Annotated in this window: 19 protein-coding genes; 7 read left to right on the forward strand and 12 right to left on the reverse strand. The window is 31.0% G+C overall.

From position 1 onward, the window contains the following. Positions 1-5 precede the first annotated feature (5 nt). Complete coding sequence (locus tag ACOQN8_RS16865) at positions 6-1,235, reverse strand: hypothetical protein (protein ID WP_420553576.1); 1,230 nt, start codon at positions 1,233-1,235, stop codon at positions 6-8. A 292-nt stretch (positions 1,236-1,527) separates the two neighbouring features. On the opposite strand from ACOQN8_RS16865, the gene ACOQN8_RS16870 reads away from it, so the two are divergent. From ACOQN8_RS16870 to ACOQN8_RS16895, 6 genes are all read left to right on the forward strand, one after another. After that, positions 1,528-4,470: an amidohydrolase family protein gene (locus tag ACOQN8_RS16870; RefSeq protein ID WP_420553577.1), complete on the forward strand. Its 2,943-nt coding sequence runs from the start codon at positions 1,528-1,530 to the stop codon at positions 4,468-4,470. A gap of 19 nt (positions 4,471-4,489) precedes the next feature. Then, the gene (locus ACOQN8_RS16875; RefSeq protein ID WP_420553578.1) at positions 4,490-5,788 is read left to right on the forward strand and encodes an amidohydrolase family protein; all 1,299 of its coding nucleotides are present in this window, start codon (positions 4,490-4,492) and stop codon (positions 5,786-5,788) included. A gap of 94 nt (positions 5,789-5,882) precedes the next feature. Next, a complete protein-coding gene (locus tag ACOQN8_RS16880; protein ID WP_420553579.1) occupies positions 5,883-6,677 on the forward strand; it encodes a TrmH family RNA methyltransferase in 795 nt (264 codons plus the stop codon). Between the two features lie 55 nt (positions 6,678-6,732). Further along, the gene (locus ACOQN8_RS16885) at positions 6,733-7,038 is read left to right on the forward strand and encodes a DUF6787 family protein (protein ID WP_235274740.1); all 306 of its coding nucleotides are present in this window, start codon (positions 6,733-6,735) and stop codon (positions 7,036-7,038) included. Positions 7,039-7,425: 387 nt separating this feature from the next. Then, complete coding sequence (locus ACOQN8_RS16890; RefSeq protein WP_420553580.1) at positions 7,426-10,629, forward strand: LodA/GoxA family CTQ-dependent oxidase; 3,204 nt, start codon at positions 7,426-7,428, stop codon at positions 10,627-10,629. Between the two features lie 7 nt (positions 10,630-10,636). Continuing rightward, positions 10,637-11,767 (forward strand): NAD(P)/FAD-dependent oxidoreductase, encoded by a 1,131-nt coding sequence (locus ACOQN8_RS16895; RefSeq protein ID WP_420553581.1) that lies wholly within the window; start codon positions 10,637-10,639, stop codon positions 11,765-11,767. Between the two features lie 7 nt (positions 11,768-11,774). Here ACOQN8_RS16895 and ACOQN8_RS16900 read toward each other — a convergent pair whose 3' ends face one another. The 8 genes from ACOQN8_RS16900 to ACOQN8_RS16935 form a co-directional block, all read right to left on the reverse strand. After that, the gene (locus ACOQN8_RS16900; protein WP_235274736.1) at positions 11,775-12,629 is read right to left on the reverse strand and encodes a mechanosensitive ion channel family protein; all 855 of its coding nucleotides are present in this window, start codon (positions 12,627-12,629) and stop codon (positions 11,775-11,777) included. Then, positions 12,629-13,315, reverse strand: a complete 687-nt coding sequence (locus ACOQN8_RS16905; protein WP_420553582.1) for an aspartate/glutamate racemase family protein — start codon at positions 13,313-13,315, stop codon at positions 12,629-12,631. Before ACOQN8_RS16905 ends, ACOQN8_RS16900 begins: the two co-directional genes overlap by 1 nt. Continuing rightward, a complete protein-coding gene (locus tag ACOQN8_RS16910) occupies positions 13,316-16,030 on the reverse strand; it encodes a DNA gyrase/topoisomerase IV subunit A (RefSeq protein WP_420553583.1) in 2,715 nt (904 codons plus the stop codon). 215 nt (positions 16,031-16,245) lie between these two features. Continuing rightward, positions 16,246-18,105 carry a DNA topoisomerase IV subunit B gene (locus ACOQN8_RS16915; protein WP_235274733.1) on the reverse strand — a complete coding sequence of 620 codons (1,860 nt, stop codon included), beginning with the start codon at positions 18,103-18,105 and terminating at the stop codon, positions 16,246-16,248. Positions 18,106-18,249: 144 nt separating this feature from the next. Beyond that, positions 18,250-18,603, reverse strand: a complete 354-nt coding sequence (locus tag ACOQN8_RS16920; RefSeq protein ID WP_420553584.1) for a cadherin repeat domain-containing protein — start codon at positions 18,601-18,603, stop codon at positions 18,250-18,252. A 164-nt stretch (positions 18,604-18,767) separates the two neighbouring features. Beyond that, positions 18,768-19,433: a DNA-binding transcriptional response regulator gene (locus ACOQN8_RS16925; RefSeq protein WP_420553585.1), complete on the reverse strand. Its 666-nt coding sequence runs from the start codon at positions 19,431-19,433 to the stop codon at positions 18,768-18,770. Positions 19,434-19,435: 2 nt separating this feature from the next. After that, the gene (locus ACOQN8_RS16930; protein WP_420553586.1) at positions 19,436-21,217 is read right to left on the reverse strand and encodes a tetratricopeptide repeat-containing sensor histidine kinase; all 1,782 of its coding nucleotides are present in this window, start codon (positions 21,215-21,217) and stop codon (positions 19,436-19,438) included. 47 nt (positions 21,218-21,264) lie between these two features. Further along, positions 21,265-21,450, reverse strand: coding sequence for a hypothetical protein (locus ACOQN8_RS16935; RefSeq protein ID WP_420553587.1), 186 nt, complete (start codon positions 21,448-21,450; stop codon positions 21,265-21,267). A 374-nt stretch (positions 21,451-21,824) separates the two neighbouring features. On the opposite strand from ACOQN8_RS16935, the gene ACOQN8_RS16940 reads away from it, so the two are divergent. Then, the gene (locus ACOQN8_RS16940; protein WP_420553588.1) at positions 21,825-22,388 is read left to right on the forward strand and encodes a hypothetical protein; all 564 of its coding nucleotides are present in this window, start codon (positions 21,825-21,827) and stop codon (positions 22,386-22,388) included. A 150-nt stretch (positions 22,389-22,538) separates the two neighbouring features. Here the strand turns inward: ACOQN8_RS16940 and guaB are convergent, their stop codons facing one another. The 3 genes from guaB to ACOQN8_RS16955 form a co-directional block, all read right to left on the reverse strand. Further along, positions 22,539-24,014, reverse strand: a complete 1,476-nt coding sequence (gene guaB / locus ACOQN8_RS16945; protein ID WP_420553589.1) for an IMP dehydrogenase — start codon at positions 24,012-24,014, stop codon at positions 22,539-22,541. Between the two features lie 157 nt (positions 24,015-24,171). After that, positions 24,172-24,897, reverse strand: coding sequence for an ABC transporter ATP-binding protein (locus ACOQN8_RS16950; protein WP_420553590.1), 726 nt, complete (start codon positions 24,895-24,897; stop codon positions 24,172-24,174). Between the two features lie 2 nt (positions 24,898-24,899). Next, positions 24,900-26,513 (reverse strand): ABC transporter permease, encoded by a 1,614-nt coding sequence (locus tag ACOQN8_RS16955; protein ID WP_420553591.1) that lies wholly within the window; start codon positions 26,511-26,513, stop codon positions 24,900-24,902. Positions 26,514-26,534: the final 21 nt, after the last annotated feature.

Genomic DNA, 26,534 nt, shown 5'->3' on the forward strand with positions numbered 1-26,534 from the left:
AATTTTTATTGCAAAATCATACTATTTATTTGTGAAGAGCTCTTGTTTGAATATTCTAAAACTTCTTTTTTAATTTTTTCAATTAAAAGGTAATAATCACGTGAAGAATAATCCTTTTTCATAAAATCTAATACCTCTAAAAAAGAATTCTTTTCTTTTTCTGATATCAAGATATTTTTAGATGCTCTATTTTTCATAAACACTTCTACTTTATCTATTATTAAAGGTTTTATTTTATTAATTCTTCTCATAGTTTCATCAGATAGTTCTTTTGAATAAGAACTTAACTCATAATATTGAGATATTAACTCTTTTCCTTTATCACTTAAGAATAAAAAACCATCTCTTAATAAATATAATATATTTTCCTCTTCTTCTCTAGACCTTTTACTTGCTATAGGCTCTTGTAATTTACTTATTTTTTTTACTTCTCTAAATAAGCACCATGTAACTCTTGGCTGACAATTCCAATATCCTGGTCTTGGATTATCATTTACCCATGTACATGGCCCTCCACTTATAAAATTACAAGGAGAAGTACATTTATCATCAGATAAATCTTCATCATAAATTAATTCAAAATTATTCTTTGTTTTTAACTCTTGTAGAGATATTCCTCTTTCTCTAGCACCTTCTTCTATTAAATAGGTTCTTATGTTACTCTCTAATTCATACTCTCTCAATGAATTTGGTTTAAAATCAATATAATTGAACGATTCATTAATATTTTCAAGCATAAAAATACTAGTAGTTCCATTAAATAACCCAGCTATTTTATACATATCATTAGCTGAGATATAATTCACTGCTGATGATAGTTTTTTAATTTTTTCATATTTTCCCTTGTTATTTTTATAAATATCAGTCTTGATAGTATTCTCTTTTCCAAAGTATAATTGATATGCCTTAACATTATTAGCATTTATACCCCTTTTCCTTATCCAGTCTTTTTGATCACCATCTACATAAAAAATAATTGCAAAAGATTTTTCTACGCTATTTTTATCAAGAAATCTATCAAATAATAATTGATTATTATTCACTGATGAAACATACAAATCATACTTTTGATCTGAAGTAGAAGCATTCCAGTATTTAAAATTGATTTCTTTATTAAAAAAATTGATTTTAGAAATTCCATCTTCTGAAATAGAACATTTTTGATCTTTTTGACATGAAATAAAAAAGCAAAAAACAAGAAAAATATTACAGTAATGTTTAATTTCTCTCTTCATAATATTATTAAAAGTTAATTAACATTCTACGACTTTTTTTAAGTCATTCATAGCTTTATGACTAGTCATTGCAAAAACTTAGTTTAAAGTTCAAATATTTTTTTTTCATACACAAAACACACTGGTTTTAAATAATAGCATAATGTTTTAAAATACAACCATTAGCTATAATTTGGTTGAAATCATTTCTTGAAAAATATTTTTACTTTTAATAATTCTTAATTATTTGTTAAAACGCTATACTTTCTTTTTAGAAAAAGATACCTTTAACCATTAATCAACGTAATCATCAATGAAAAAAACACTCTTACTCCTATTATTCATGTGTTTGTCTACAGTGTATGCACAAGAATATTTTCCAAATAACAAAGGAGTCAAAACATCAAAAAACAATGTATTTGCATTTACCAATGCTAAAATTTATGTAAATCCAAACACTATTATCAAAAAGGGAACACTACTTATCAAAGACGGAAAAGTTATTAGTAGTGGAAAGTCTGTTTCTATTCCTAAAAATGCACAAGTAATTGACTTAAAAGGAAAAACTATTTATCCGTCATTTATCGATGTCTATACTACTTTTGGTATACAAACACCAAAAAGAGAAGGATGGTCAGGTAAACGTCCACAGTACGAAGCTGGTAGAAAAGGATATTATTGGAACGATCATATTAGACCTGATGTTAATCCTTTAAATCAATTTAAATTTGATACTAAAAAAGCTAAAGAGTTATTAAACTTAGGTTTTGGTGTTGTTAATACACACTTAGAAGACGGTATTATGCAGGGTAACGGAGTATTAGTAGCACTTAACCCAAATAGTACTAATGCCTATAGAATTTTAGACAAAGAATCAGGAAACTATTTATCGTTTAGTAAAAGTAAGAAATCGCGTCAAACATATCCAACTTCTCGTATGGGAGCAATGGCTTTGTTAAGACAAACATATTTAGATGCTGATTGGTATGCTAAAGGTAAAATGAAGAATACCGATTTAGCTTTACAAGCATTAAATGATAAAAAAGATTTAGCTCAAATTTTTAGAGGAGGAAACTATCTAGATGATTTAAGAGCTGATAAAGTTGGTGACGAATTTGGAATTCAATATACCATAGTTGGTGGTGGTGACGAATTTGAGCGTATTAATGATATAAAAAATACCAATGCTACTTTTATAATTCCTATTAATTTTAGAAAAGCTTACGATGTTAGCGATCCTTTTTTAGCTGATCAAGTAGCACTTAGCGATATGCGTAAATGGAATCAAGAGCCTTCTAATCCATCAGTATTAGCTAAAAATAAAGTTCCTTTTGCTTTAACAACATATCAATTAAAAAAAGCAACTGACTTTACAGCTAACTTAAGAAAAGCTATAAAATATGGATTAAACAAAACAAAAGCTTTAGAAGCTTTAACTACAATTCCTGCTAATATTCTTAAAAACACTAAGATTGGAAACTTAAACAATGGAAGTTATGCTAACTTCTTAATTACTTCGGGAGATATTTTTGATAAAAATACTACTTTATACGAAAACTGGGTTCAAGGAGACAAAAATGTTGTGAACCCTATGAACATTAAAGACCTTTCTGGAGAATACACTTTAACTACTAATGGTAAAACATATAACATGACTATTAGTGGAAAAGGAGCTAAACAAAAAGCAACTATAAAACAAGGTGATAAAAAAGTGAATTCTAAATTTTCTTTCAAAGATAACTGGGTAACTATTACTTTGAGAGAAGGAGATAATTTCACACGCTTATCAAGTTTTGTAGAAGATAAAAACTTAAAAGGAACTGCTATAGATAATAATGGAAACACATCACAATGGTCAGCAGTTTTTAACTCTAAAAAGCAAGATAAAAAAGATAAAAAAGGAGACAAAAATAAAACTCCTGAAATAGTAGCTGTTACTTACCCAAATGTTGGATATGGTAATACTAGTAAGCCAAAGCAAGAAAACATTTTAATAAAAAACACAACAGTTTGGACTTCAGAAAATGGAGCTGTTTTAAACAATACTGATGTTTTAATTAAAAATGGGAAAATTAGTCAAATAGGTAAAAATCTTTCTTCTAGAGGAGCTAAAGTTATTGACGGAACTGGAAAATACTTAACAGCCGGAATTGTTGATGAACATTCACATATTGCTACATCAGCAGTAAATGAAGCAGGACATAATTCAACTGCTGAAGTTACTATAGAAGATGTTGTAAATCCTGATGACATTAATATTTATAGAAACTTAACTGGTGGTGTAACTTCAATACAAGTATTACACGGTTCGGCAAACCCAATTGGTGGGCGTTCTGCAATACTTAAATTAAAATGGGGTGAAAACGCAGATAAATTAATTTACAAGAACTCTCCAAAATTTATCAAGTTTGCTTTAGGAGAAAATGTAAAGCAATCAAACTGGGGAGATTTACAAACTGTACGTTTTCCACAAACACGTATGGGAGTTGAACAAGTTTATATTGATTACTTCCAAAGAGCTAAAGAATACGATGCTAAAAAGAAAAGTGGTCAACCATACCGTAAAGATTTAGAATTAGAAGCTTTGGCTGAAATTATAAATAAAGAGCGTTTTATTTCATGTCACTCATATGTGCAATCAGAAATCAATATGTTAATGAAAGTTGCTGAAATGTTTGATTTCAACATTAACACATTCACACATATTTTAGAAGGATATAAAGTAGCTGATAAAATGAAAAAACACGGTGTTGGTGGATCTACATTTGCCGACTGGTGGGCTTATAAGTACGAGGTAAATGATGCAATTCCATATAATGCAGCAATCATGCACAGACAAGGAGTAACGGTTGCTATAAATTCTGATGACGCGGAAATGTCTCGAAGATTAAATCAAGAAGCAGCTAAATTGGTAAAATATGGTGGTTTATCTGAACAAGAAGCTTGGGCTACAGTAACTATAAACCCTGCTAAATTATTACACTTAGATCAACAAACTGGAAGTATTAAAGAAGGTAAAGATGCCGATGTTGTTTTATGGAGTGGAAACCCACTTTCTGTATATTCAAAAGCAGAAAAAACAATTATTGATGGTACTATCTACTTTGATATTGATGCCGATTTACGAAAAAGAAAATCAATTAAAGAAGAACGTTCTAAATTGATTAATATGATGTTACAAGAAAAATTAAAAGGAGCTAAAACTCAAGCACCTTCTAAGAAAACTAAAAAATTATTCCACTGTGATACTGAATAAGAACTTAAAAAAAACAAACATGAAACTAAAAGTAATATATAGTCTATTGTGTTTCTTATTCATAGGAAATATAATGGCACAACAAACGCCTGCTCCTAAACAAACTACCGATTATAGTATTGAGGGAGCTACAGCTCACTTAGGAAATGGAGAAGTAATTGAAAACTCTTTAATTATGTTCTCTAAAGGTAAAATTTCTTTTGTTGGTAGCGCTAATATGAGAATAGCTCGTATAGGTACAGTAATTAATGCCAAAGGAAAACATGTATACCCTGGTTTTATTGCTGCTAATACTTCATTAGGTTTAGCTGAAATTGATGCTGTAAGAGCTACCAGAGATTTTGATGAAATAGGAAATATGCTTCCTCATATACGTAGTATTATTGCTTACAATACAGAAAGTAAAGTTGTTGAAAGTATGAGACCTAATGGTGTTTTTATGGCACAAATAACTCCAAGAGGAGGTGTAATATCAGGAACATCATCAGTTGTACAATTCGATGCTTGGAACTGGGAAGACGCTGTTTTAAAAACAGATGATGGTGTTCATATGAATTGGCCTAGTAGTTTTAGACCTACAAGCTGGAGCTTTGGTGGTGTTGGGAATTTTAAACCTAACAAAAACTACCAAAAAAGTATTGATCATATAGAAAAATACATTACCAATGCTAAGAGTTATTTAGCTGGAAAAAAAGAAGCAAAGATTTTACCATACGAAGCCTTACAAGGAGTATTAAATGGTTCACAAAAAATGTTTGTACATGTAAATGGTCAAAAATCGATAACAGATGCTGTAAATACTCTAAAAAAGCTTGGCATTAAGAATATTGTAATTGTAAAAGGTAGAGAAGCAGAAAAAGTAGCTGATTTATTAAAAAGCAATAATATCCCTGTAATTTTAGAAAGAGCCCACAGATTACCTGGAGGTGAAGATGAAGATTATGATTTACCTTTCCGTGCTGCTAAAATGCTAAGCGATGCGGGAATTTTAGTAGGTTTAGGTATGGAAGGAGATATGGAACGTATGAATACAAGAAATCTTCCTTTTTATGCTGGAACTTATGCCGCTTATGGTTTAGACAAAGAAAAAGCTGTACAACTGATTACAGAAAACAATGCAAAAATTTTAGGAGTAAACGATAAAGTAGGAACTTTAGCTGTAGGTAAAGACGCAACTTTATTTATTTCTGAAGGTGATGCATTAGATATGCGAACAAATATTTTAACAGACGCTTTTATACAAGGAAGAAAAATTAGTTTGGAAACACATCAAACAAAATTATGGAAACGATATTCCAACAAGTATAAAAATCAATAACAAAGAAGCTCGGTACTAACCGAGCTTTTTTTATACTTCAAAATTTATCTGAAAACTAGTAAGTCAAATACGCTATATTCAATATTTTTGCAACATGAAAATAATTAGCAGTACGCAAAATTCTTACATAAAAGATTTATTAAAACTACAAGACAAATCCAGAGAACGAAAGAAAAAAGGATTGTTTTTAGTAGAAGGAAAACGTGAAATATCTTTAGTAATTAAAGGAACTTATCAAATAGAAACAATTTTATTTGTTCCTGAATTATTTTCAGAAAAAAGTTTACAGGAAATACAAAAGCATACAACAAATTGTATTGAAATAACCAAAGAAGTATACCAAAAATTAGCTTACCGAGATACTACCGAAGGCGTAATTGCAGTAGTTAAAACTAAAAGTTTTGAGTTGAACTCTATCCAATTTAACACTCCTACTCCACTCGTTTTAGTATTAGAAGGTATTGAAAAACCTGGAAATATTGGAGCTATGTTACGATCGGCAGATGCAGCCAATATTGATGCAGTATTAATAGCAAATCCAAAAACAGATTTATTCAATCCTAATATTGTACGTTCTAGTGTTGGTTGCTTATTCACCAATCAAATAGGTGTAGGAACTACAGATGAAACTATTGCTTTTTTACAACAGCAAAATATTCATATTTACAGTGCCACATTGCAAAATTCTAATGAGTATCATAAAAACGATTACAAACAAGCTACTGCATTAGTTGTGGGAACTGAAGCTACTGGATTAACACAAGAATGGCGTGACAAAGCAACTCAGAATATAAACATTCCTATGCAAGGAGAAATAGACTCTATGAATGTTTCTGTCGCTGCTGCTATATTAATTTTTGAAGCTAAACGACAACGAGATTTTAAATAAAATCTATTTGTCTGCACTTAATCTTTTAACTATTTTTGCAGTCGATTATTTACTTATGGAAAAATTAAAACAACGTTGGGGTATTGAAAATAATTGGGCAATCATAGCAATCCTAATTGTTTTCGCTATTAACGGTTCTTTTGCAGCTTGGGTTGCTAAACCTATTACAGCTTTCTTAGGGCTTCACCAAGAAACAACTGCTGCTTGGATTTATTGGCCATTACGTATTTTATTAATTTTCCCTATTTATCAAGCAACATTACCTATAGTTGGATGGGTATTTGGACAATTTAAATTCTTTTGGGCTTTTGAAAAAAAGTTTTTAGGTCGTTTAGGTCTAGGCTTCTTGTTTAAAAACTAAAATTCCCTTTTTTTCTTTTACTAAAGAAAGGAACTTGAATTTTATCAGTTCCTAATTCTCTCTACAAGAAGAAATCACTCTAAATACCTTTAGTGATTTTCCCCTTCTCGAAAAGGAAAAACACCCGTATTTTATTATCTCTACTTTTATAGAAATCTCTATACCTACCTACAAACAAGATGTTTAGAAGAATTCTTCTTATAAAAACTCTCTTACATTCTTAAGGTCTCATTTCTCTTTAACAACTTATCTTTAAGTTTACTAGTAGCTAACTAATGAGTTATAATAACTTTTTATGTCCCCCTTTTATCTCTTTAGTTTTTAATGTTAGCATATAAAAGGTCCAATAATTAGTTATCAACTAACCAAACTTAAAATAACCTAACAATGACTAACAAAAACAAAGCAAAACCAACAGCAAATAATGTAAAGTGTTGGGATAGCAACGGAAGTACACCATTAGTAACACAACGTCTTGAAGAGATGTTTGTTGAAATGGGACAAAAAACTAGAATTGAAAAAGGGCAAAAACCAGCTGAACGTGCAGTTTTTAGAAAACAACATGGAATCGTTTATGGAAATTTTATCATAAATAAAGATATTCCTGAAGAATATAAAATAGGAATATTTGCTGGTGATTCCTATGAATGCGCAGTACGTTTTTCTAGTGATATTTCTCCAACTTCACCTGATTTACATAGTACTGTAGGTGTTGGATTAAAACTATTTGGAGTTGAAGGACCTAAATTATTCGGAGAAGGAAGTACTGCAGATTTTATTTTTCAAAACATTGATCGATTTTTTGCTAGAGACGCTCAACAAATGTGCAGTTTTACAACTGCTGGTACCATAGACCATGATTACGATGCTTACATCAACAAACATCCTAAGCTTGGAAACATATTAAAAGCTATGGCAAAGGAAGAAGCTAGTTGTTTAAGCGCTAAATACTGGGCCATTTTACCTTTTCAATTAGGAGAAAATAATATTGTTAAATATCGACTTGTACCAGATGACACCTACAAAGGTGCTCCTTTTGACGATAAAAATTATTTAAGGTTAGATTTAGAGAAACGTCTTCGAAATAAAAGTGCCAAGTTCAGGTTTGAGATACAACCTAGAACCAATGATAATATGCCTTTAAATAATGCGCAAGATGTTTGGAGTGAAGAAGAAAGTCCATATGTATGTATTGCTGAGTTATATTTAGAACAACAAGATATTACCGCTATTGGTCAAGCTGAATTTGGTTCTAATTTATCATTTAATATTTGGCGAACTTTAGAAGCTCATAAACCAATAGGTTCCATAGCAGAGGCAAGGAAAACAGTATATGCTGCAAGTGCAGAAGTACGCCATCAAGCAAATGGGCAACAGCAACAAGAACCTAAAGAACGTGCTAAGCATTTTAAAGGGAATATTGATGAAAGCAGCGAGTGTATTGTAAGAGCTGCTATTTATCCTCCAATAGGTATTACCAGAGTTGGAAATAGTAAAGATGAATATTTTATTGGTCCTTTAGTTGATGAACCAGAAGCTAAAATGGATCAATATGCTTATAGAGATAAAACTGGTGCATTAAAAAGACAAGCAGCACAATTTAGAATTTATGGTTTTAATGCCGCTGGAAAAGCTGTAAAAGAATTAACTTCTGATAATGCTAAAATTACTTGGCATAGCCATTTAGCAAATCAAAAAGCTTCTTGGTATCAATTTCAAATAGCTTTAGACATACCTGATGCTCAAGATCCAAATATTCCACCATCGTTACTTAGAAATATTGATGTAAAAGATAGAAGTACTTTATTAATAGATGGTGGAGCACAAAGCATTTCAACACCAAATGTAAAAGAAGGACATGAATTCAGAGGAGAATTTCAATCGAAAGAAGTATACCTTGGAGAAATGCGTACTGATGAAAAAGGGCGCTTAATTATGCTTGGAGGTCATGGAAAATCTGAAAACTTAAAAGGAGATATTGCTATTACTTTTGCTAATAATGAAGGATGGTATGACGATACTTCAGACGGACCAATTACTGCAGAAGTAGAATATGAAGGAGTACAATTAAAAGTTGAACCAGCCTGGGTTGTATGTGCTCCACCAGATTATGCACCTATGCAAAAATCTGTTCGTACAATGTGGGATTTAATGCGAGATGTTGCCGTTAAATCTGGAATGTTAGAACGTCCAGCAAGACCTTCATTTAAAAAAGACATCTTACCTATTTTTGAAAGAATGACAAATTTACAATGGGTAAATGCAGGTTTTGCAGCAGCTTTTGGTTGGGGTGGTCAATTCGATTACACGACTGTTGAATGGGTAAAAAAATTGAATGATCCATCTTCTGCTAATTACGAAATGCGACGTACTATTTCTAACAATTTCCGTCGTTATGATGTTTCTGGTGCAGAAGCTCCTCAGTTATGGCCTTGGACATATGGTGATGCCGTTTCTATCCCAACTACAGGATCTGTACGTCAACACTCTACGCTATCTGGTTTACAATTAGAATTTCTTGATCAATGGGTAGAAGGTGATTTCGATGCTGATTTTGTTGATATGACTGGTTGTCCGCATGTTCCAAAACCACTAGAAATAGATGATTTACCTATTGAAGAACAACCTGATATGCTTACGAAAGCTGCTATGGAATTTTGTTTAGCTGATGCTTTTCACCCAGGATGTGAAATGACTTGGCCAATGCGTACTTCTGGAATGTACTCTGCTCCTTTTAGATTAAAACATGCACCCAAAACACCACTAGTAGATACTTCTTATTATGGCTCAACTATGAATAGCGATGTTTTAACTTTATCAGCTGGACCTCTTTTAGGAGGGCAAGTACCTGGTGGAATTACTCGTTGGATGGCCATACCTTGGCAAACTGACACAGCTAGTTGTAGAGATGGTTATACGAAAAGTTACGATCCTTATTTACCAACATTTTGGCCAGCTAGAGTTCCTAATAATATCTTAAGTGAAGAACGCTATAAAGAAACTATAGACTCTAATATTTCAGAAGAAACTCGTAAAGAAGCTTTTGCTTTCAGAGAAGCTTGGTTAGATGACTTACCTTTAGACGGGGAAGCTCCTACACAAACAAATCAAATCAATAGTATGATTAAATACTTTGATAAACTTGCTGTTGTACAAGCACGTCCAGGAACTCCTGATGACTCAAACTTTCCTCCAAAAATGCAAGTTGGTATTATTCCTAGTGTAGAGCAAGAAGAACTTCTATTCAAGGAAGCGATGAAAGAACTTCATGAAATTTTGGAGGATAAAACACGCTTAAATACTACTGAAGAAAACCTATTAACAGCAGCAGTACAACAATTATCTGATAAGAAATTATTGACTGAACAAGAGTTAATGGAAAGTGCCAAAGGACAATTAATAGCTATGGTAGAACATGAACTAAAAGAAGATTTTAATGCTACTGAAAGTGTTCAAAAGTTATTAAATTTATTAGCTTCTAAAACTCATGATAAAACCAAAGTTCAAACCATGCAACATCAGAAAACAACAAGAAAAGAAGTTGGTGTTCCTGAGAAAATGGTTCGTTTCCAAAGATTCATGCCTAAATAGAAAATAGTTGATTAATTTAGAAACAGATATTTTAATTATTGGTGGCGGCATTGCTGGTTGCATTGCCGCCATTTCATTAGCTCATACACACAAGGTTATTATAATTGATAAAAATACAGCACCTAGTGATCGTATTGGAGAGTCTTTAGCTCCTGCTGCGCAACGCATTCTTAAACAACTTAATTTATTAGAAGACTTAGAAAAAACTACCCAACAACATAATCCCGTGTATATTAAAAATATGGGAATGCAATCTTTTTGGGGTAGTAATCAGGTTCATATTGTAGATCATTTGAGAAATCCTGATGGTTTTGTTCAAAGCTTAAATAGAAAAAGTTTTGAAAGTTTTCTTAGAGATTCAGCCGTAAAAAGAGGTGTTAAAATCCTTAGTCCATTAAAACTACAAACAAGTAAACTCGAGAATAACTATTGGTATGTGACTGCTAAAACTACTGAAAAGACAACTGAGAAAGCTTATTATATCAAATCTAAGTTTGTTATCGATGCTACTGGAAGACAATCTCATTTTGTTAGAAGTTTAGGGGTTAAACGTAATACTATCGATAAATTAATTGCTTGTTGGGCAACAATGCCAAACTATTTACAAAATACAATGAGTACTATCTCTGCTTCTGAAAATGGATGGTGGTATAGTGCTGTTGTTCCAAATAATAAGAGAGTTATAGCTTTTCAAACTGATGCTGATTTAATTGATAAAAATGAAATTAAAAAAGTTGATTTTTTTATTGAATTAGCTAAAAAAAATAAAGCTATGGAAAGTATCTTAAAAGAATCCAAAAGCACCCCTAGCCTTCATGGAACTGTGGCGGCTAACTCCTCCAAATTAACCCAAGTTATAGGCAAACAATGGGCAGCTATTGGTGATGCTGCCATAAGTTTCGATCCTCTTTCTTCACAAGGTATGTATAATGCTATGGCTACTGCTATGCAACTTACATCTCTCATTATTAAATACGATTTAGTTCATCATTTTGATATTGAAAAAGAGAAAATTGTTCAAGAAAAATATAATCAGCAAATAAATACTATTTGGCAATACTATTTACAACATAAGAAACTGTTTTATAGTGCTGAAATGCGTTGGAAACACTCTCCTTTTTGGAAGAGAAGAATCTAAATACTTTTTATACTTTTAACACTTTATGAATAGGAATTGGAAGTTGTACTCCTTCAGCTAAAAAACGTTTGTGTACAGCTTCTTTTAAAGCACATTTTGTTTTAAACTCTTGAAAAGGTTCATTCAACCAAACATAAGCTCGCATATGTATGTGATCTGGATGTATATCTATTACACGTACATCTACTTGCTCTGCGTTTGCCATTACTTGTTCTGGAGTTCTAAAATCAATTACAGTTGGTAATTTTATGGCTTCTTCTTGTATAATTTTTCTAGCTAAATCAATATTAGCCTTTATACCTAGTTTGAAATTATTAAAACTTAAAACATGTGAATCTTCTATCGTATGATTCAATACTGAATCGGTACTAATTACCGAATTTGGTATAATTAATCGTTTATTTTCAAAATTATTAATTACCGTATGACGTAAAGTAATGTCTTCTACAATACCAACCCTTGTATCGTCTAATTTGATATAATCTCCTACTCTAAATGGACGGAAAATAACAATAAAAGCTCCCGCTATTAAGTTCGATAAAGCTGCCTGTGCCGCGAAACCGATTATCGCAGCTAATATACCGGCTCCTGAGAATATTAAAGTAGCTTTACTTCTAAAAGCTGGTACAGTCATAATAATATAGGCTATACCGAAAAGACCTAGAAAAAACTTAACCGAATTTCTAAAAAACAAGATACTTGTTCTTCCATAACGGTCTGTTTTTCTTCGTTTTATTATTTGAACTATAATATAACGTGTAATTCTAGACAGTAACCAAACTACTAATCCCACGAGAAGTATATAACCTACAATTCCAAAAAAAGAATTTAAATCAAATTGGTATGTATGTAGTTCTTCCATTATTTTGAAAGATTAAATGCTTTTGTTGCGTGAATAGTTGTAGTATCAAAAACAGGAATTGAAACATCTTCTTGTTTTATCAATAAAGGTATTTCAGTACATCCTAAAATAACTCCTTCTACACCTTGCTCCTCTAATTTACGTATAATTTTTAAATATGCTTCTTTGGAGTTTTTATTTAAAACTCCTTTAGCTAATTCATTATAAATAACTGTATGGATAATAGTTCTATCTTCTTTATCTGGTATTATTGTTTCTATGCCCATACTTTTTAATACATCTGTATAAAAAGTTTTCTCCATAGTATACTTTGTACCTAACAATGCTACCTTTTTTAATTTCTTTTCTAAAATTACCTCACCAGTAGCTTCTGCAATATGTATAACAGGAATTTGTATAGCTTCTTTAACCTCATTTATTGTTAAATGCATGGTATTGGCACATATTACAATACAGGATGCACCTGCCGCTTCTAAACTTTTTGCTGCATCAACCATGATAGTAGCCAAAACATCCCATTTACCTTCGGTTTGAAGTTGAGATATTTGACCAAAATCCATAGAATTAATAAGAACTTTCGCCGAGTGTTTTTCTCCAAACGATTCTGTGGCTAACTTATTTAGTACCTGATAGTACATAATAGTTGACTGCGGTGTAATCCCTCCTATTAATCCTATTGTTTTCATTTAAAATAAGGCTGTTTGGCTATCGTCATCTTCTTCGGCACTCTTTTTCTTCTTTTGAAGTGCTCTTGCCAATGCTTTCTTAGCTTTATCCTCTTTAGTTTCTACAAATTCCTTTTGCGGAGCTTCCTCTACTTCTAAAGGCAATGTTTCTTCAATTGTTTCTTCTTCGTTTACCTCTATTTCTTCTACTTTCTCCTCTTCTGGTTCTTCGTATGGTAAAGACTCTAATAAATTAACTGTTCTAATTTTATCAGTTGTTAATTGATTTCCTAAAGCTTTGATACCTTTTATAGAAATAAACTCTTCAAAGTTTACCTGAATTCTTTCTAAACTTCTCTTTGAAAAAACAACCTCAGCCATTGGTCTATAATCCGTAGCAATAATTTCTAATTTAGATTTTTCACTTTCAGAAATAAAAACCTCTTCCTTGTCTGGAGTTTCTATTAAGAAACGTTTCACATAGTAACGCTCTTTTGCTCCTTCAAAATAAATAGCTGATATTGGTTTCTTAGGATTCCATTTCTCCAGTACAATCATATCATTTTCAAAATGCATTGCTAAATCTGGTGAAACTGCTTTTATTTTTCCTGACTGTGTTGCTATTAAAATTTTGTCTTCTGCTCTAAATTCTCCTAATAAATCTCCTCTTCCATCTACATTTAATCGTTGAACAGCATCGTCGAACCAAATCTTACGAGGTTTTAAAGTAGAAACCCCTGCTGATTTAAATTCGATTTTTTTAATTGCGAATTTTGTTATTTGGTTTCCTCTTACTCCTCTTCCTTTTATAGCTAAATCGGCAAAATCAATGTCCCATTTTAACTTTTTAATACTACCTACAGCACGTAAGTTAATTGTAACTACTTCTGCTTCTCCATTTGGATTTGCTGAAAAGTATAAAACTTTTGAACCTTTATTTCCATTGGTTAAATCGTATTCTTTGTCGCGAGTTACACTCGTTACATTGAATCGCTTCATATAACTTGGTCCTTTGGTTCCATCTTTATACATCATATTGTACACCGTACGTTTGTCTTTCTTTTTAAAGACTGCTATGTGTAAAATTCCTTTTCCTACAAAGGTTTTTGATGCTACTTTTGTTACAATCATAGTACCGTTATCTCTGAACACAATGATATCGTCAATATCGGCACAATCGGTAACGTATTCGTCTTTTCGTAAAGAAGTACCTATAAATCCTTCTTCTTTATTTACATATAATTTGGTGTTACGCATTACTACTTTAGTAGCTACGATATCATCAAATATTCTAATTTCAGTTCTACGTTCGCGTCCTTTTCCGAATTTTGCTTTTAAAGCTTTAAAATAGTCGATTGCAAAATCAATCAAATTATCTAAATGATGTTTTACCTCTGCTATTTTTTCTTCTAAAGCTTCTATATGCTGTTTCGCTTTGTCAATATCGAACTTAGAAATCTTTTTAATTCTAATTTCTGTTAATCGAACAATATCTTCCTCAGTTACTGGGCGCTTTAAATGTTTTATATGTGGTTGTAATCCTTTATCAATTGCTTCAATTACTCCTTCCCATGTTTCTACTTCCTCAATATCACGATAAATTCTATTTTCAATAAAAATACGTTCTAACGAAGCAAAATGCCATTGTTCTTCTAATTCGTGTAATTGAATTTCTAACTCTAACTTTAACAATCTAACAGTTAAGTCTGTTGAATGTTTTAATATTTCAGATACTCCAGCAAATACCGGTTTGTTATTTTCAATCGTACATGCTAATGGTGATATTGAATTTTCACAATTCGTAAAAGCATATAGGGCATCTATGGTTTTATCTGGCGAAACATTTGGAGGTAAATGCACTAATATCTCTACATTAGCTGCAGTGTTATCCTCTATCTTCTTTATCTTTATTTTACCTTTATCGTTAGCTTTTAAAATACTATCTATTAACGATGTAGTAGTTGTTGCAAATGGAATTTCGGTAATTACTAGCGTCTTCTTGTCTAATTGCGATATTTTAGCTCTTACTCTTACCTTTCCTCCTCTTTTACCATCGTTATAATTGGTAAAATCGGCAATACCTCCAGTTAAGAAATCTGGTACTAGTGTAAAACTTCTTCCTTTCAAATATTTTACCGAGGCATCTATTAACTCATTAAAGTTATGTGGTAATATTTTAGTCGATAATCCTACAGCAATACCTTCTGCTCCTTGTGCTAATAATAACGGGAACTTTACTGGTAAATCTATTGGCTCTTTTCGTCTTCCATCATACGACATTTTCCATTCTGTAGTTTTTGGATTAAAAACTACTTCTAGAGCAAACTTTGATAAACGTGCCTCAATATAACGTGATGCTGCTGCTCTATCTCCTGTTAAGATATTACCCCAGTTTCCTTGCATATCAATTAACAGCTCTTTTTGTCCCATTTGTACCATGGCATCAGCAATAGACGCATCTCCATGTGGGTGATACTGCATGGTATGACCTACAATATTGGCTACCTTGTTATAACGTCCATCATCTAAATCTTTCATCGAATGCATAATACGACGTTGTACAGGTTTAAACCCGTCTTCTATTGATGGTACAGCACGTTCTAAAATTACATACGAAGCATAATCTAAAAACCACTCTTTATACATCCCTGTAACCTTGGTAATGGTTTCAGTTTGTTCGTGATTTTGATTTGCTAATTCTTCGTCATGTTCGTAATTGTTGTTTTCTTCACTCATTGAATAATGTGTATTCTTTTAAGAGTTCTTATTTGTTAGTTTTTTACTACTCAAGTATATTATTAGATACACTAAAATAGCAACTATCATTCTTACATAATTCTTACTATTTCTACTCCAACTTAAATCATTAAAGTCGAGGTTAGAAACACTGATAATAAAAAATGTTGCAGCTACAAGTAAATATATTTTTATTCTTCTCTGCTTATCCATTTTTATGAATTCTCCTCAGCTAAGTCTAATTCTACCTTTAAATTTTCTATAATAAACTTTTGGCGATCTGGTGTATTCTTACCCATGTAGAATTGTAACATTTGATCTATAGACATTTCTTTATCTAACATTACTGGGTCTAAACGTATATCGTCTCCAATAAAATGTACAAATTCATTTGGCGAAATCTCCCCCAATCCTTTAAATCGAGTTATTTCTGGTTTTCCTCTTAATTTATTTATAGCTTCTTGTTTTTCTTCTTCTGAATAACAATAAATAGTTTCTTTTTTATTTCGAACTCTAAAAAGTGGCGTTTCCAAGATATATAAATGTCCTTCTTTTATTACTTCTGGGAAAAACTGTAAGAAGAAAGTTATTAATAACAAGCGTATGTGCATTCCATCGACATCGGCATCGGTTGCGATTACAATATTGTTATATCGTAAATCTTGTAAACCATCTTCTATATTTAATGCTGCTTGTAATAAATTAAACTCTTCATTTTCGTATACAATTTTCTTAGTTAATCCGTACGAATTTAAAGGCTTTCCTTTTAAACTAAATACTGCTTGTGTATTTACATTTCTCGATTTTGTAATCGATCCACTTGCCGAATCTCCCTCCGTAATAAACAAAGTAGTATCTAAGTAAGCTTCCTTTTTTGTGTCTCCAAAATGGATACGACAATCGCGAAGTTTCTTATTATGTAAGCTTGCCTTCTTAGCTCTATCTTTTGCTAATTTTCGTATTCCTGAAAGCTCTTTACGTTCCTTTTCAGCTTGTAAAATCTTTCTTTGTAAAGCTTCTGCTACTTCGGTATTCTTATGTAAGTAATTATCTAATTTTGTTTTAACAAAATCGTTGATATAAGTTCTTACGGTTGGTAAATCACCTCCCATATCTGTAGAACCTAATTTTGTTTTTGTTTGACTTTCAAAAACTGGTTCCATTACCTTTATGGAAATCGCTGAAATAATAGACTTTCTTACATCTGAAGCCTCAAAATTCTTTCCGTAAAATTCTCTAACCGTTTTTACAATCGCTTCTCTAAATGCAGCTTGGTGGGTACCTCCTTGCGTAGTATGCTGTCCATTTACAAATGAGTGATACTCTTCTGAATATTGTGTTTTACTATGCGTTATAGCTATTTCAATATCGTCTCCTTTCAAATGGATTATTGGATACAACATATCATCTTGATTGTTATTATCCTCTAATAAATCTTTTAATCCATTTTCTGAGTGAAATTTCTCCCCATTAAAAACAATGGTTAACCCTGGATTTAGGTATACATAGTTTTTAAGTAATCGGATTATATATTCTGGACGGTACTTATAATTTTTAAAGATAGAATCATCTGCAATAAAAGTTACTTTAGTTCCTCTTCTACGTGATGTTTCTTCTAAAAACTCTTGGTTTGTTAAACTTCCTTTTTCAAACTCTGCAGAGGCTGACTTCCCGTCTCTTGTAGATTCTACTCTAAAATACGTAGATAAGGCATTAACCGCTTTGGTTCCTACCCCGTTTAGTCCTACCGACTTTTTAAAAGCTCTAGAATCGTATTTTCCTCCGGTATTCATTTTCGACACTACATCGACTACTTTTCCTAACGGAATTCCTCTACCATAATCTCTTACAATTACTTTTTCTCCTTGAACAGATACTTCAATTGTTTTTCCAGTACCCATTACAAACTCATCAATAGAGTTATCTAAAACCTCTTTTACCAAGATATAAATTCCATCGTCTGGAGATGAACCATCTCCTAGTTTTCCAATGTACATTCCCGGACGCATTCGGATGTGTTCTTTCCAATCGAGCGAGCGTATATTATCTTCGGTATATTTTGTTTCTTGAGTCATAAAATTTAAGGAAATTGAAGTCTCTGCTAAAATAGTATTTACTCTGTAAAAACAAAAAACTCTGTTGAATTAATTTTCAACAGAGCCCGTCTTTTTGCTTAAAATGTGTATTATTTAAACTCTAAAACTTCAACTAATAAATTTTTATGCTACAGCTTTCACTTTTATGGTTATTGTTGCAGTAGATGTTAATTTTCCATCCGATACCTCTACATCTATCGAATATGTTTTTGGTGAAATTTTCTTTCCTGGCTGCACTCTTAAAGTTCCATCATTTAAGAACGCAAATAAGTTATTATCGTCTTTTTTTATTGAGAACGTAAGTTCATCATCTTCTAAATCTGACGCTACTATTTTTAGGCTTAATATCGCATCTTCATTAACCTCAAAAGCCTGCGCTTTAATAATTGGCGCTGTGTTTATCACTGTATCATCCTTTGAACATGAAGTGAATTGTATTAATAAAATTAATGCGAATAATGTGGTAATTTTTTTCATTTTATGTTTGCTTTTATAATTTTATTCGGCAAACATATTGGCTTGTTTTTCTCTTTTATTCTTTTTGTTTCCCAACGTTCTTTTTTTGTTTCCGTATAAAAAAACACTGTTAGTTTAAGTTCTAACAGTGTCTTATTATTATTCTTTAGTTTAATATTTTCTTTCTAAATCAATCCAAAATCTTTAGTTATTGCTATTAATTGAGTGGGATTTTTAGCATTAAAGCTTTCTTTCAAAATCTTTAATCTTTTCTCTACCGAACTAATACTATTTGGCTTTATTTTATTTATTTCTAATTCTTTACAAATACCTCTTTGATCCAATCCATTTGCTAGTTTTTTCAACAAAAAAACGTCATAATCGGTAATTTCGAAACTTTCTTTTTTCTTTAAAGCATGTGATAATTTTGGAGATATAAAGAATGTATCATTATATACTAGTTCTATTGCTGTTTTTAACTCCCTTTCTCCATGTATTGATTTCCATACATAAGCATTTATCTTCAACTCATTACACAATTGCTGTACTCTAAAAGGTTTATCTTCTACAGAAAAGATAATAGTTTTTAATAATGGTTGTAGTTTTTTTGCTTCAGAAATTAAGTCTTCCCCTGTCTCCAGTCTTTGTGGATTTGGATTTTCTAAGAACGATAAATCACTAATTAACAAATCAAAAGGTTCTTTATCCAACCACGCTTTTTTTAATTTTAAAAAAGCTTCATCACAATATTTTGCGTATTCTATTTTTGGAATCTCTATACTTTTTAATGCCGCTTTTATCCCACTAGACATAAAATCGGCATCTTCTGCTATCAATACTTTTTTAAACATATTTATTTCTTAAATCGAAACGTTACATGAAATCCTTTTTGTGTTTCTAATTCAAAAGTAATAGTTCCTCCTATTGATTTAATACGGGTTTCCATATTTTTCAATCCACTTTTCATTTCTATGGTATCAACTCCCACTCCATTATCTTTATATTCTACCTGTAATGTATCTTTTATAATTGAAAATGCTACAATTACCAAACTGGCTTGGCTATGCTTTTTCATGTTTACCAGTAGCTCCTGTAATAATCGATACAACACAATTTGTTTTTCTTTTTGTAAAACATTTATGTCTACCTCTGATAATCCTTTATTCATTACTTTGCAAGTATCTGTAGTAAAGTCTACAAATAATTGTTTTAAAAAACCTTCAAACAAATTCCCTGTAATAACTGGGCTGTTTTCTCTAGAAATATTTCTAGTAAGAGTGTATATTTTTTCTAAATCGTATAATATTGAAGTATTTTCTCGCTTTTCTTTTTGTAATTTATTCATGACTAAATACATATCATTTGCTAGTACATCATGAATTTTTTTAGCCAAGCGAGTTTCCGTATTGTATACTTCTACTATCTTTTCTTTTTTGGTTTTATTTCTTTTGTAAAAAACATAACTAACGAACCCAAGAAATGAAGTAAGCCCTATAAAAGTCCAAAGTTGTTTTTGGTTTTTCTGTTGTTCAGCTTCAAATTTATTTTGCAGAGCTTTCTTTTCATACTCTTCACTTTTATATTTTATTAAAGCATACTTATCCTGTGATTTCTCTATAGCTAGTTGCAAACTATCACTAATTCTAATTCTCTCATGTGCATATATAATAGCTTTTGTTGGTTTTTCTTTAAAAGTAATTTTATCAATAGCTTCCATAACATCATAAGGGCTTTTACTCTTCTTAGAAAACCTGTACATTTCATAAGCATATTTTAAAGATTCTTTTTTATCTATATCATTATAATAATCTGATAGATGAGAAAATGAAGCAACCAAACCTTCAAAATCTTTAATTTGAATTCTAATAGATTTTGCTTTTAATAAATCTGACAATACATTTCGATTTTTATCTTGCAACCATTTAGTAAAACCTAAATTATCTATAACTCTCGCTTTTTTTCTCAGATCATTATTTACTATTGTATCATTAAGAATTTCGTTTAATACATCAACAGAAGAATCAAACTTCTTAAAATCTTTATAAACATTAGCTAAATTATTTTTATATGCTAAAATATCTGTTCTACCCTCTGCATTTTTAAAAGCTTTATTACAATAATCTATCGCTAATTCATATTTTTTTTCTCCTCTAGCATTAATTGCTAAACAATTAAAGGCTTTTGATCTATATATTCTATTTTCTCTTTTTAATAACTCTAAGGCCTTAACAATAGTTGAATTACTTCTTGAATAATCTTGAAAATCACTTTCTATATATGCTATATTTAGATATGTTTTTGCTAATCTTAAACTATCTTTAATTTTTGTAAAAAAAGGAAGTGCTTTATAATAAAAATAATATGCGGAATCTTTCTCATTAAATTTTTTATAATAAATTCCACATCTATGATAAGCCTTACCTAAAAAAAACAAATTATTATCTTTTTCTGCTAATTTTAAATAGCTTTTCAAATAATGTTTAGTCTTTTGTATGTCTCTTAATTTATAAGCCTTTCTTATTTTGACCACCAACTGTTTGTAATCATTATCCGTATTAATTGAAGAATTATGTTTACACGAATAATTTAAAATTAGTAATAAAAAACAAAAACATAGTACTACTTTTCTTTTCATAGTACTAAAATAAAAAGGCTGAGTAAATTACTCAACCTTTTTTGTTTTTAATTATCTTCATCGTCCTCAACAGGAGTAGGTTCGTCTTCTCCTCCTGTATCCTGATTTTGATTACCTGTTGTACTCTGAAGTTGTTGCTCTATTTGATTTGGCACAACATCTTCCGACAAATCTGTACAAGATGTCAATACCCCACTTATTATTAAAACTGCTATAAAAATTATTTTTTTCATTATTTTGTCTTTTAAAATTTGGGATTAAGTCCCCTTCTCTAAGCATTTTGCTTAGAGTCGATTAGTGTTTAAAAACACTTGAAATTTTAAAAGAGCCGCGCGCCTCTTTCATGGGAAGTGGAGATAAAAACCAGCAAATTTTAATAGCTTCCCCTCTAAAAAAATCACTGATTTAAAATCTACCTTTAAAGAATTTATTAATCTATATTTCAAATACTTAATCAATTAATTCTGTAGCAAATATTGCTTCTATTGATAAATTTCTATGGAAAAGAATTGGAAAAGAATTGGAAAAAAAAATTCCGTTTTACGGATTCCCTTTTTATTAGCTTTTTTCACCTATCTACATTTGCGAGAACCCAAAAAAACCTACGATGCTCAAGGAATTATTAAAACAACTTTATTTAAATCTTGAAAACGAAATTGAAAATGATAGAAAAAATAAAACGGGGAATTTTGATTTTTTTGAAGAAAGAATTTTAAAACAAGAACGATTTAAAAAATATAAAAATGTAAGCGTTACTTCAAAAACTATGAAGAACTATTACGAAAAACATGTTGAAGGAAGAAAAAACAAATCAAAAGAACCAAATATTGATCTAAAAAATCTAATTGCTGAATATTTAAATTATGAGAGTTATACAGATTTTATATCCAAATCAGTAATAATTAAAAGCTCTAAAAAAAATAATAAGAAATCAACTAATTTTTCTTCTTTAAAATTATATAGAAAACTTAGTCATCAAATGGCTATGTGTTGTTGTATACTGTTTATATCTACTTTATCCCTTTTCTTTTATAAAAATGATCACCAGCCCAATAACAATTATATTGTTGTTCATGATCTACATCATGAAAAAAATATTAATGATAAACATGCTGTAAATATTACTATTTTAAAAAAAGAAACTGTAAAAAAGAACACTATTTTTTTTTAATTCAAGAAAGTCACTTCTTCATATTAAAGGATTAGAAAAGTATTTTCAGATAGAGAGTCCCCCATCCCCCAATTAAAATACTTACATACATAAAAAACGCCGCTAGTTTTAAAACTAACAGCGTTGTATAATTTATATTTAAATAGATTTTTATCTTCTACTATAATTTGGTGCTTCTTTGGTAATCGCTACATCATGTGGGTGACTTTCATTAATTCCACTTGCTGTAATACGGACAAATTTCCCTGTATTTTTCAATGTCTCAATATCCTTAGCTCCACAGTATCCCATACCTGCACGTAAACCTCCTACAAATTGATGAATACTTTCTACCAACTCTCCTTTATATGGTACACGTCCAACAATTCCTTCTGGCACTAATTTTTTAATATCATCTTCTACATCTTGGAAATAACGATCTTTTGAACCTTGTTTCATTGCTTCTACAGATCCCATTCCTCTATACGACTTGAACTTTCTTCCTTCGTAAATAATTGTTTCTCCTGGCGATTCTTTTGTTCCTGCTAATAAAGATCCTAACATAACACAATCTGCTCCTGCTGCTATTGCTTTTGGAATATCACCTGTATAACGAATACCTCCATCAGCAATTACTGGTACTCCTGTTCCTTTAATTGCTGCTGCTACCTCTATAACAGCTGAGAATTGTGGAAATCCTACTCCAGCAACTACTCTTGTTGTACAAATAGATCCTGGTCCTATTCCTACTTTTACAGCATCTGCTCCTGCTTCTACTAAATATTTTGCTGCTTCTGGTGTTGCTATATTTCCTACAACAACATCCAATTTTGGATATTTATTTTTTACTTCTTTCAATACCTTTACAACACCTTGTGTATGTCCGTGTGCTGTATCAATAATTACCGCATCCACTCCTGCATTTACTAGTGCTTCTGTTCTTTCAACTGCATCATGTGTTACTCCTAAAGCAGCTGCTACGCGTAAACGTCCATAGCTATCTTTGTTTGCCGTAGGCTTTAAGGTAAGCTTTGTGATATCTCTAAAAGTAATTAAACCTACTAACTTATCGTTATCATTAACAACTGGTAACTTTTCAATCTTATTCTCTTGTAAAATTACTTCTGCTTCTTTTAATGAAGTTCCTTCTGCTACTGTAACTAAATTTTCTGAAGTCATTACTTCAACAATCGGACGCTCATTGTTTTTTTCAAAACGTAAATCACGATTCGTTACAATTCCTATTAATTTTCCTGCTTCGTCTACAATTGGAATACCTCCAATTTTATGCTCACGCATTGCTTGTTTTGCATCTAAAACGATAGCATTTAACGATAAAGTAATTGGATCGATAATCATTCCACTCTCTGCACGCTTTACTTTACGTACTTCTTGTGCTTGTTGAGCTATTGTCATATTTTTATGCAACACTCCTATTCCTCCCTCTCTAGCAATAGCAATAGCCATAGCTGATTCGGTTACCGTATCCATTGCAGCAGATACTATTGGAACATTTATCGTTATGTTTTTTGTGAATTTTGTTTGGATTGAAACTTCTCTTGGAAGCACTTCAGAGTAAGCTGGAACTAATAGTACATCATCGTACGTTAAACCTTCGCCTACAAATTTTGATTGATGAGCTTGCATGTGCAATTAATTTAGTGTGTTGTTAATTAATTGCGTACAAATATACTATAAAAAAAGTGAACTTTATCTTTAAATTATAGTTAACAAAGCGCCTTTAGCTTTTCATTTTAAATAACTACAGATAAATTAGAGCTTTTTTTAATATCATTCCTCTTTTTTACATATTGTCGAATAACTTTTTTACGTAAGACCCTTCTGGTTTTTCATGTACCTCTTTTGTACTTCCTTCTTGTAAAATGACACCTTGTTTTAATATGATAATTTGATCTGAAATAGTAATCGCATCTTTTATATCATGCGTTACAAAAATAGCTGTGGTATTTGTCTGTTTTATTATTTGTAGTATGTCTTTTCTTAATTGACTTCTTAAAATCACATCTAAATTACTAAATGGCTCATCTAATATTAAAAGTTCTGGTTTTGGAGCCAAGGCTCTTGCCAATGCTATACGTTGTTGTTGTCCTCCTGATAACTCATGAGGATATCTTTTTTCCATTCCTGATAAGCCTACCAATTTTAATACTTCTCTTACTCTTTCTTCTTTATTTTCTTGTTTAGAAAGTCCATATGCAATGTTTTTAAATATTGTAAGATGTGGAAACAATGCATAATCTTGGAATACCATCCCAACATTTCTTTGCTGTGGTTCTATAAATACTGAATTAGAAGAAACAGTTGTATTATTTATTTCTATCTCTCCACTGTCTAATGTTTCTAAACCTGCAATTAAACGTATTAAGGTTGTTTTTCCACTTCCACTTTCTCCTACTACAGCCAATACATTTCCTTTTTCTAAAGAAAAACTAACATTATTTAAAGCCTTTACCTTACCTGAATTAAATGCTTTATGTAAATTTTGTATTACTAATAATTTAGTACTCATTACTATTCTTTAGAGATTAATCGATTTAAAAATAATACAGGGATAATTCCTGTTAGAATTATAAACAAAGAAGGCAGTGATGCTTCTGCTACTAATTCGTCACTTGCATATTCGTATGCTTTTACTGCTAGTGTATTTATACTATATGGTTTTAAAATTAACGTTAAAGGTAATTCCTTCATAACATCAACAAACACTAAAATAAAGGCACTTAATATTGCTGGTTTTAATAAAGGGAACTCTACTTTTTTGAAGGTACAAAAGTTTCCTTTTCCTAAAAGTTTTGATGCTTCTGATAAAGACTTTCCAAACTTTAAAGTACTTGCTTCAATCGGATTATAAGCTACCGCCATATAACGTACAATATACGCATATAATAATGCTATGATTGTTCCATTCAGTATAAAACCTATTTTATAATCTGCTACTTCTTTAAAAAATGTTACCAACCATTTATCTAAAGAAAGAGTTGGTATTAAAACCCCTACTGCTATTACTGCTCCTGGAATTGCATAGCCTAACACTCCTATTTTTGCGATGGGCTTTAATAAAGCTAGTCGATTCCATTTTGTTAAAAATATTAATAACAACGCAAATACTACCGTTGCTAATGCTGCTATAATTGCAATTCCTAAACTCTGTAATGAGATAGTTATAAAACTTTGAGTAAATACATCTTCATAAGTTAAGTATGCCCAATACAACAATTGAAAAACGGGTAATAAAAAGCCAAACAAAACTGGTATAAAAGCTACCGTAAACAAAGCTACTTTTTTCTTAGCTGTACTATGTTCTCTTTTTGCTTTCTGATGATTTCTGGTAGTATTTGAATACCCTATTCTTCTTCGCTGCCATTTTTCTAAACTAATTATTAGAAAAATAATCGCCACCAATATAGCTGATAAGTAAATTGCTGTTTCTGGCTCTTCTAATGAAAACCATGCTCTAAAAATCCCTGTTGTAAATGTATTAATACCATAATATTTAGCTGCTCCATAGTCGTTTAAAACTTCCATTAATACTAAAGTGAGTCCGCCTATAAATGCTGGGCGAGATAATGGTAATATTAATTTAAAAAAAGTTTTAAATTCTCCTGCTCCTAACAATTTTGAAGCTTCAATAATATTGTTTGATTGATTCAAGAAAAAAGCTCTAGAAGCTACATATACATATGGATATAATGAAATACTTAAAACAAAAATAAGTCCAAGGTGATTCATTACGTCTATCTTCACAGCAAAGAGTTTTTCAAAAACACCACCATAATCAAAGATTCCTGCATAGGCATAAGCAGTAATATACGATGGTATGGCTAATGGTAAAATTAATAGCCACTCTAACTGTTTTCGAAAAGGAAAATAATATCTAGATACTGCATAAGCAGATGATATTCCAAATACTAATGTAAGAATGCTAGTTCCTAGAATTAACCAAAAAGAATTTAGTAAATAACTTGGCAATAAATTAGCTACTAAATGACTCCATGTTTCACCAGGTCCGTAAAATAAATTGATAAAAATGGTAATAACTGGAACTGCTATAAACAAAACAATGGTCAATAAAATTATTGACCATTTGTTTGTGTCTCTTTGTATGTTTTGTAACCTGTTTATCACTAGGAATTATCTAATTAAAAA

The sequence above is a fragment of the Tenacibaculum aiptasiae genome, assembly GCF_965221665.1.
GTDB classification, from domain to species: Bacteria; Bacteroidota; Bacteroidia; order Flavobacteriales; family Flavobacteriaceae; genus Polaribacter; species Polaribacter aiptasiae.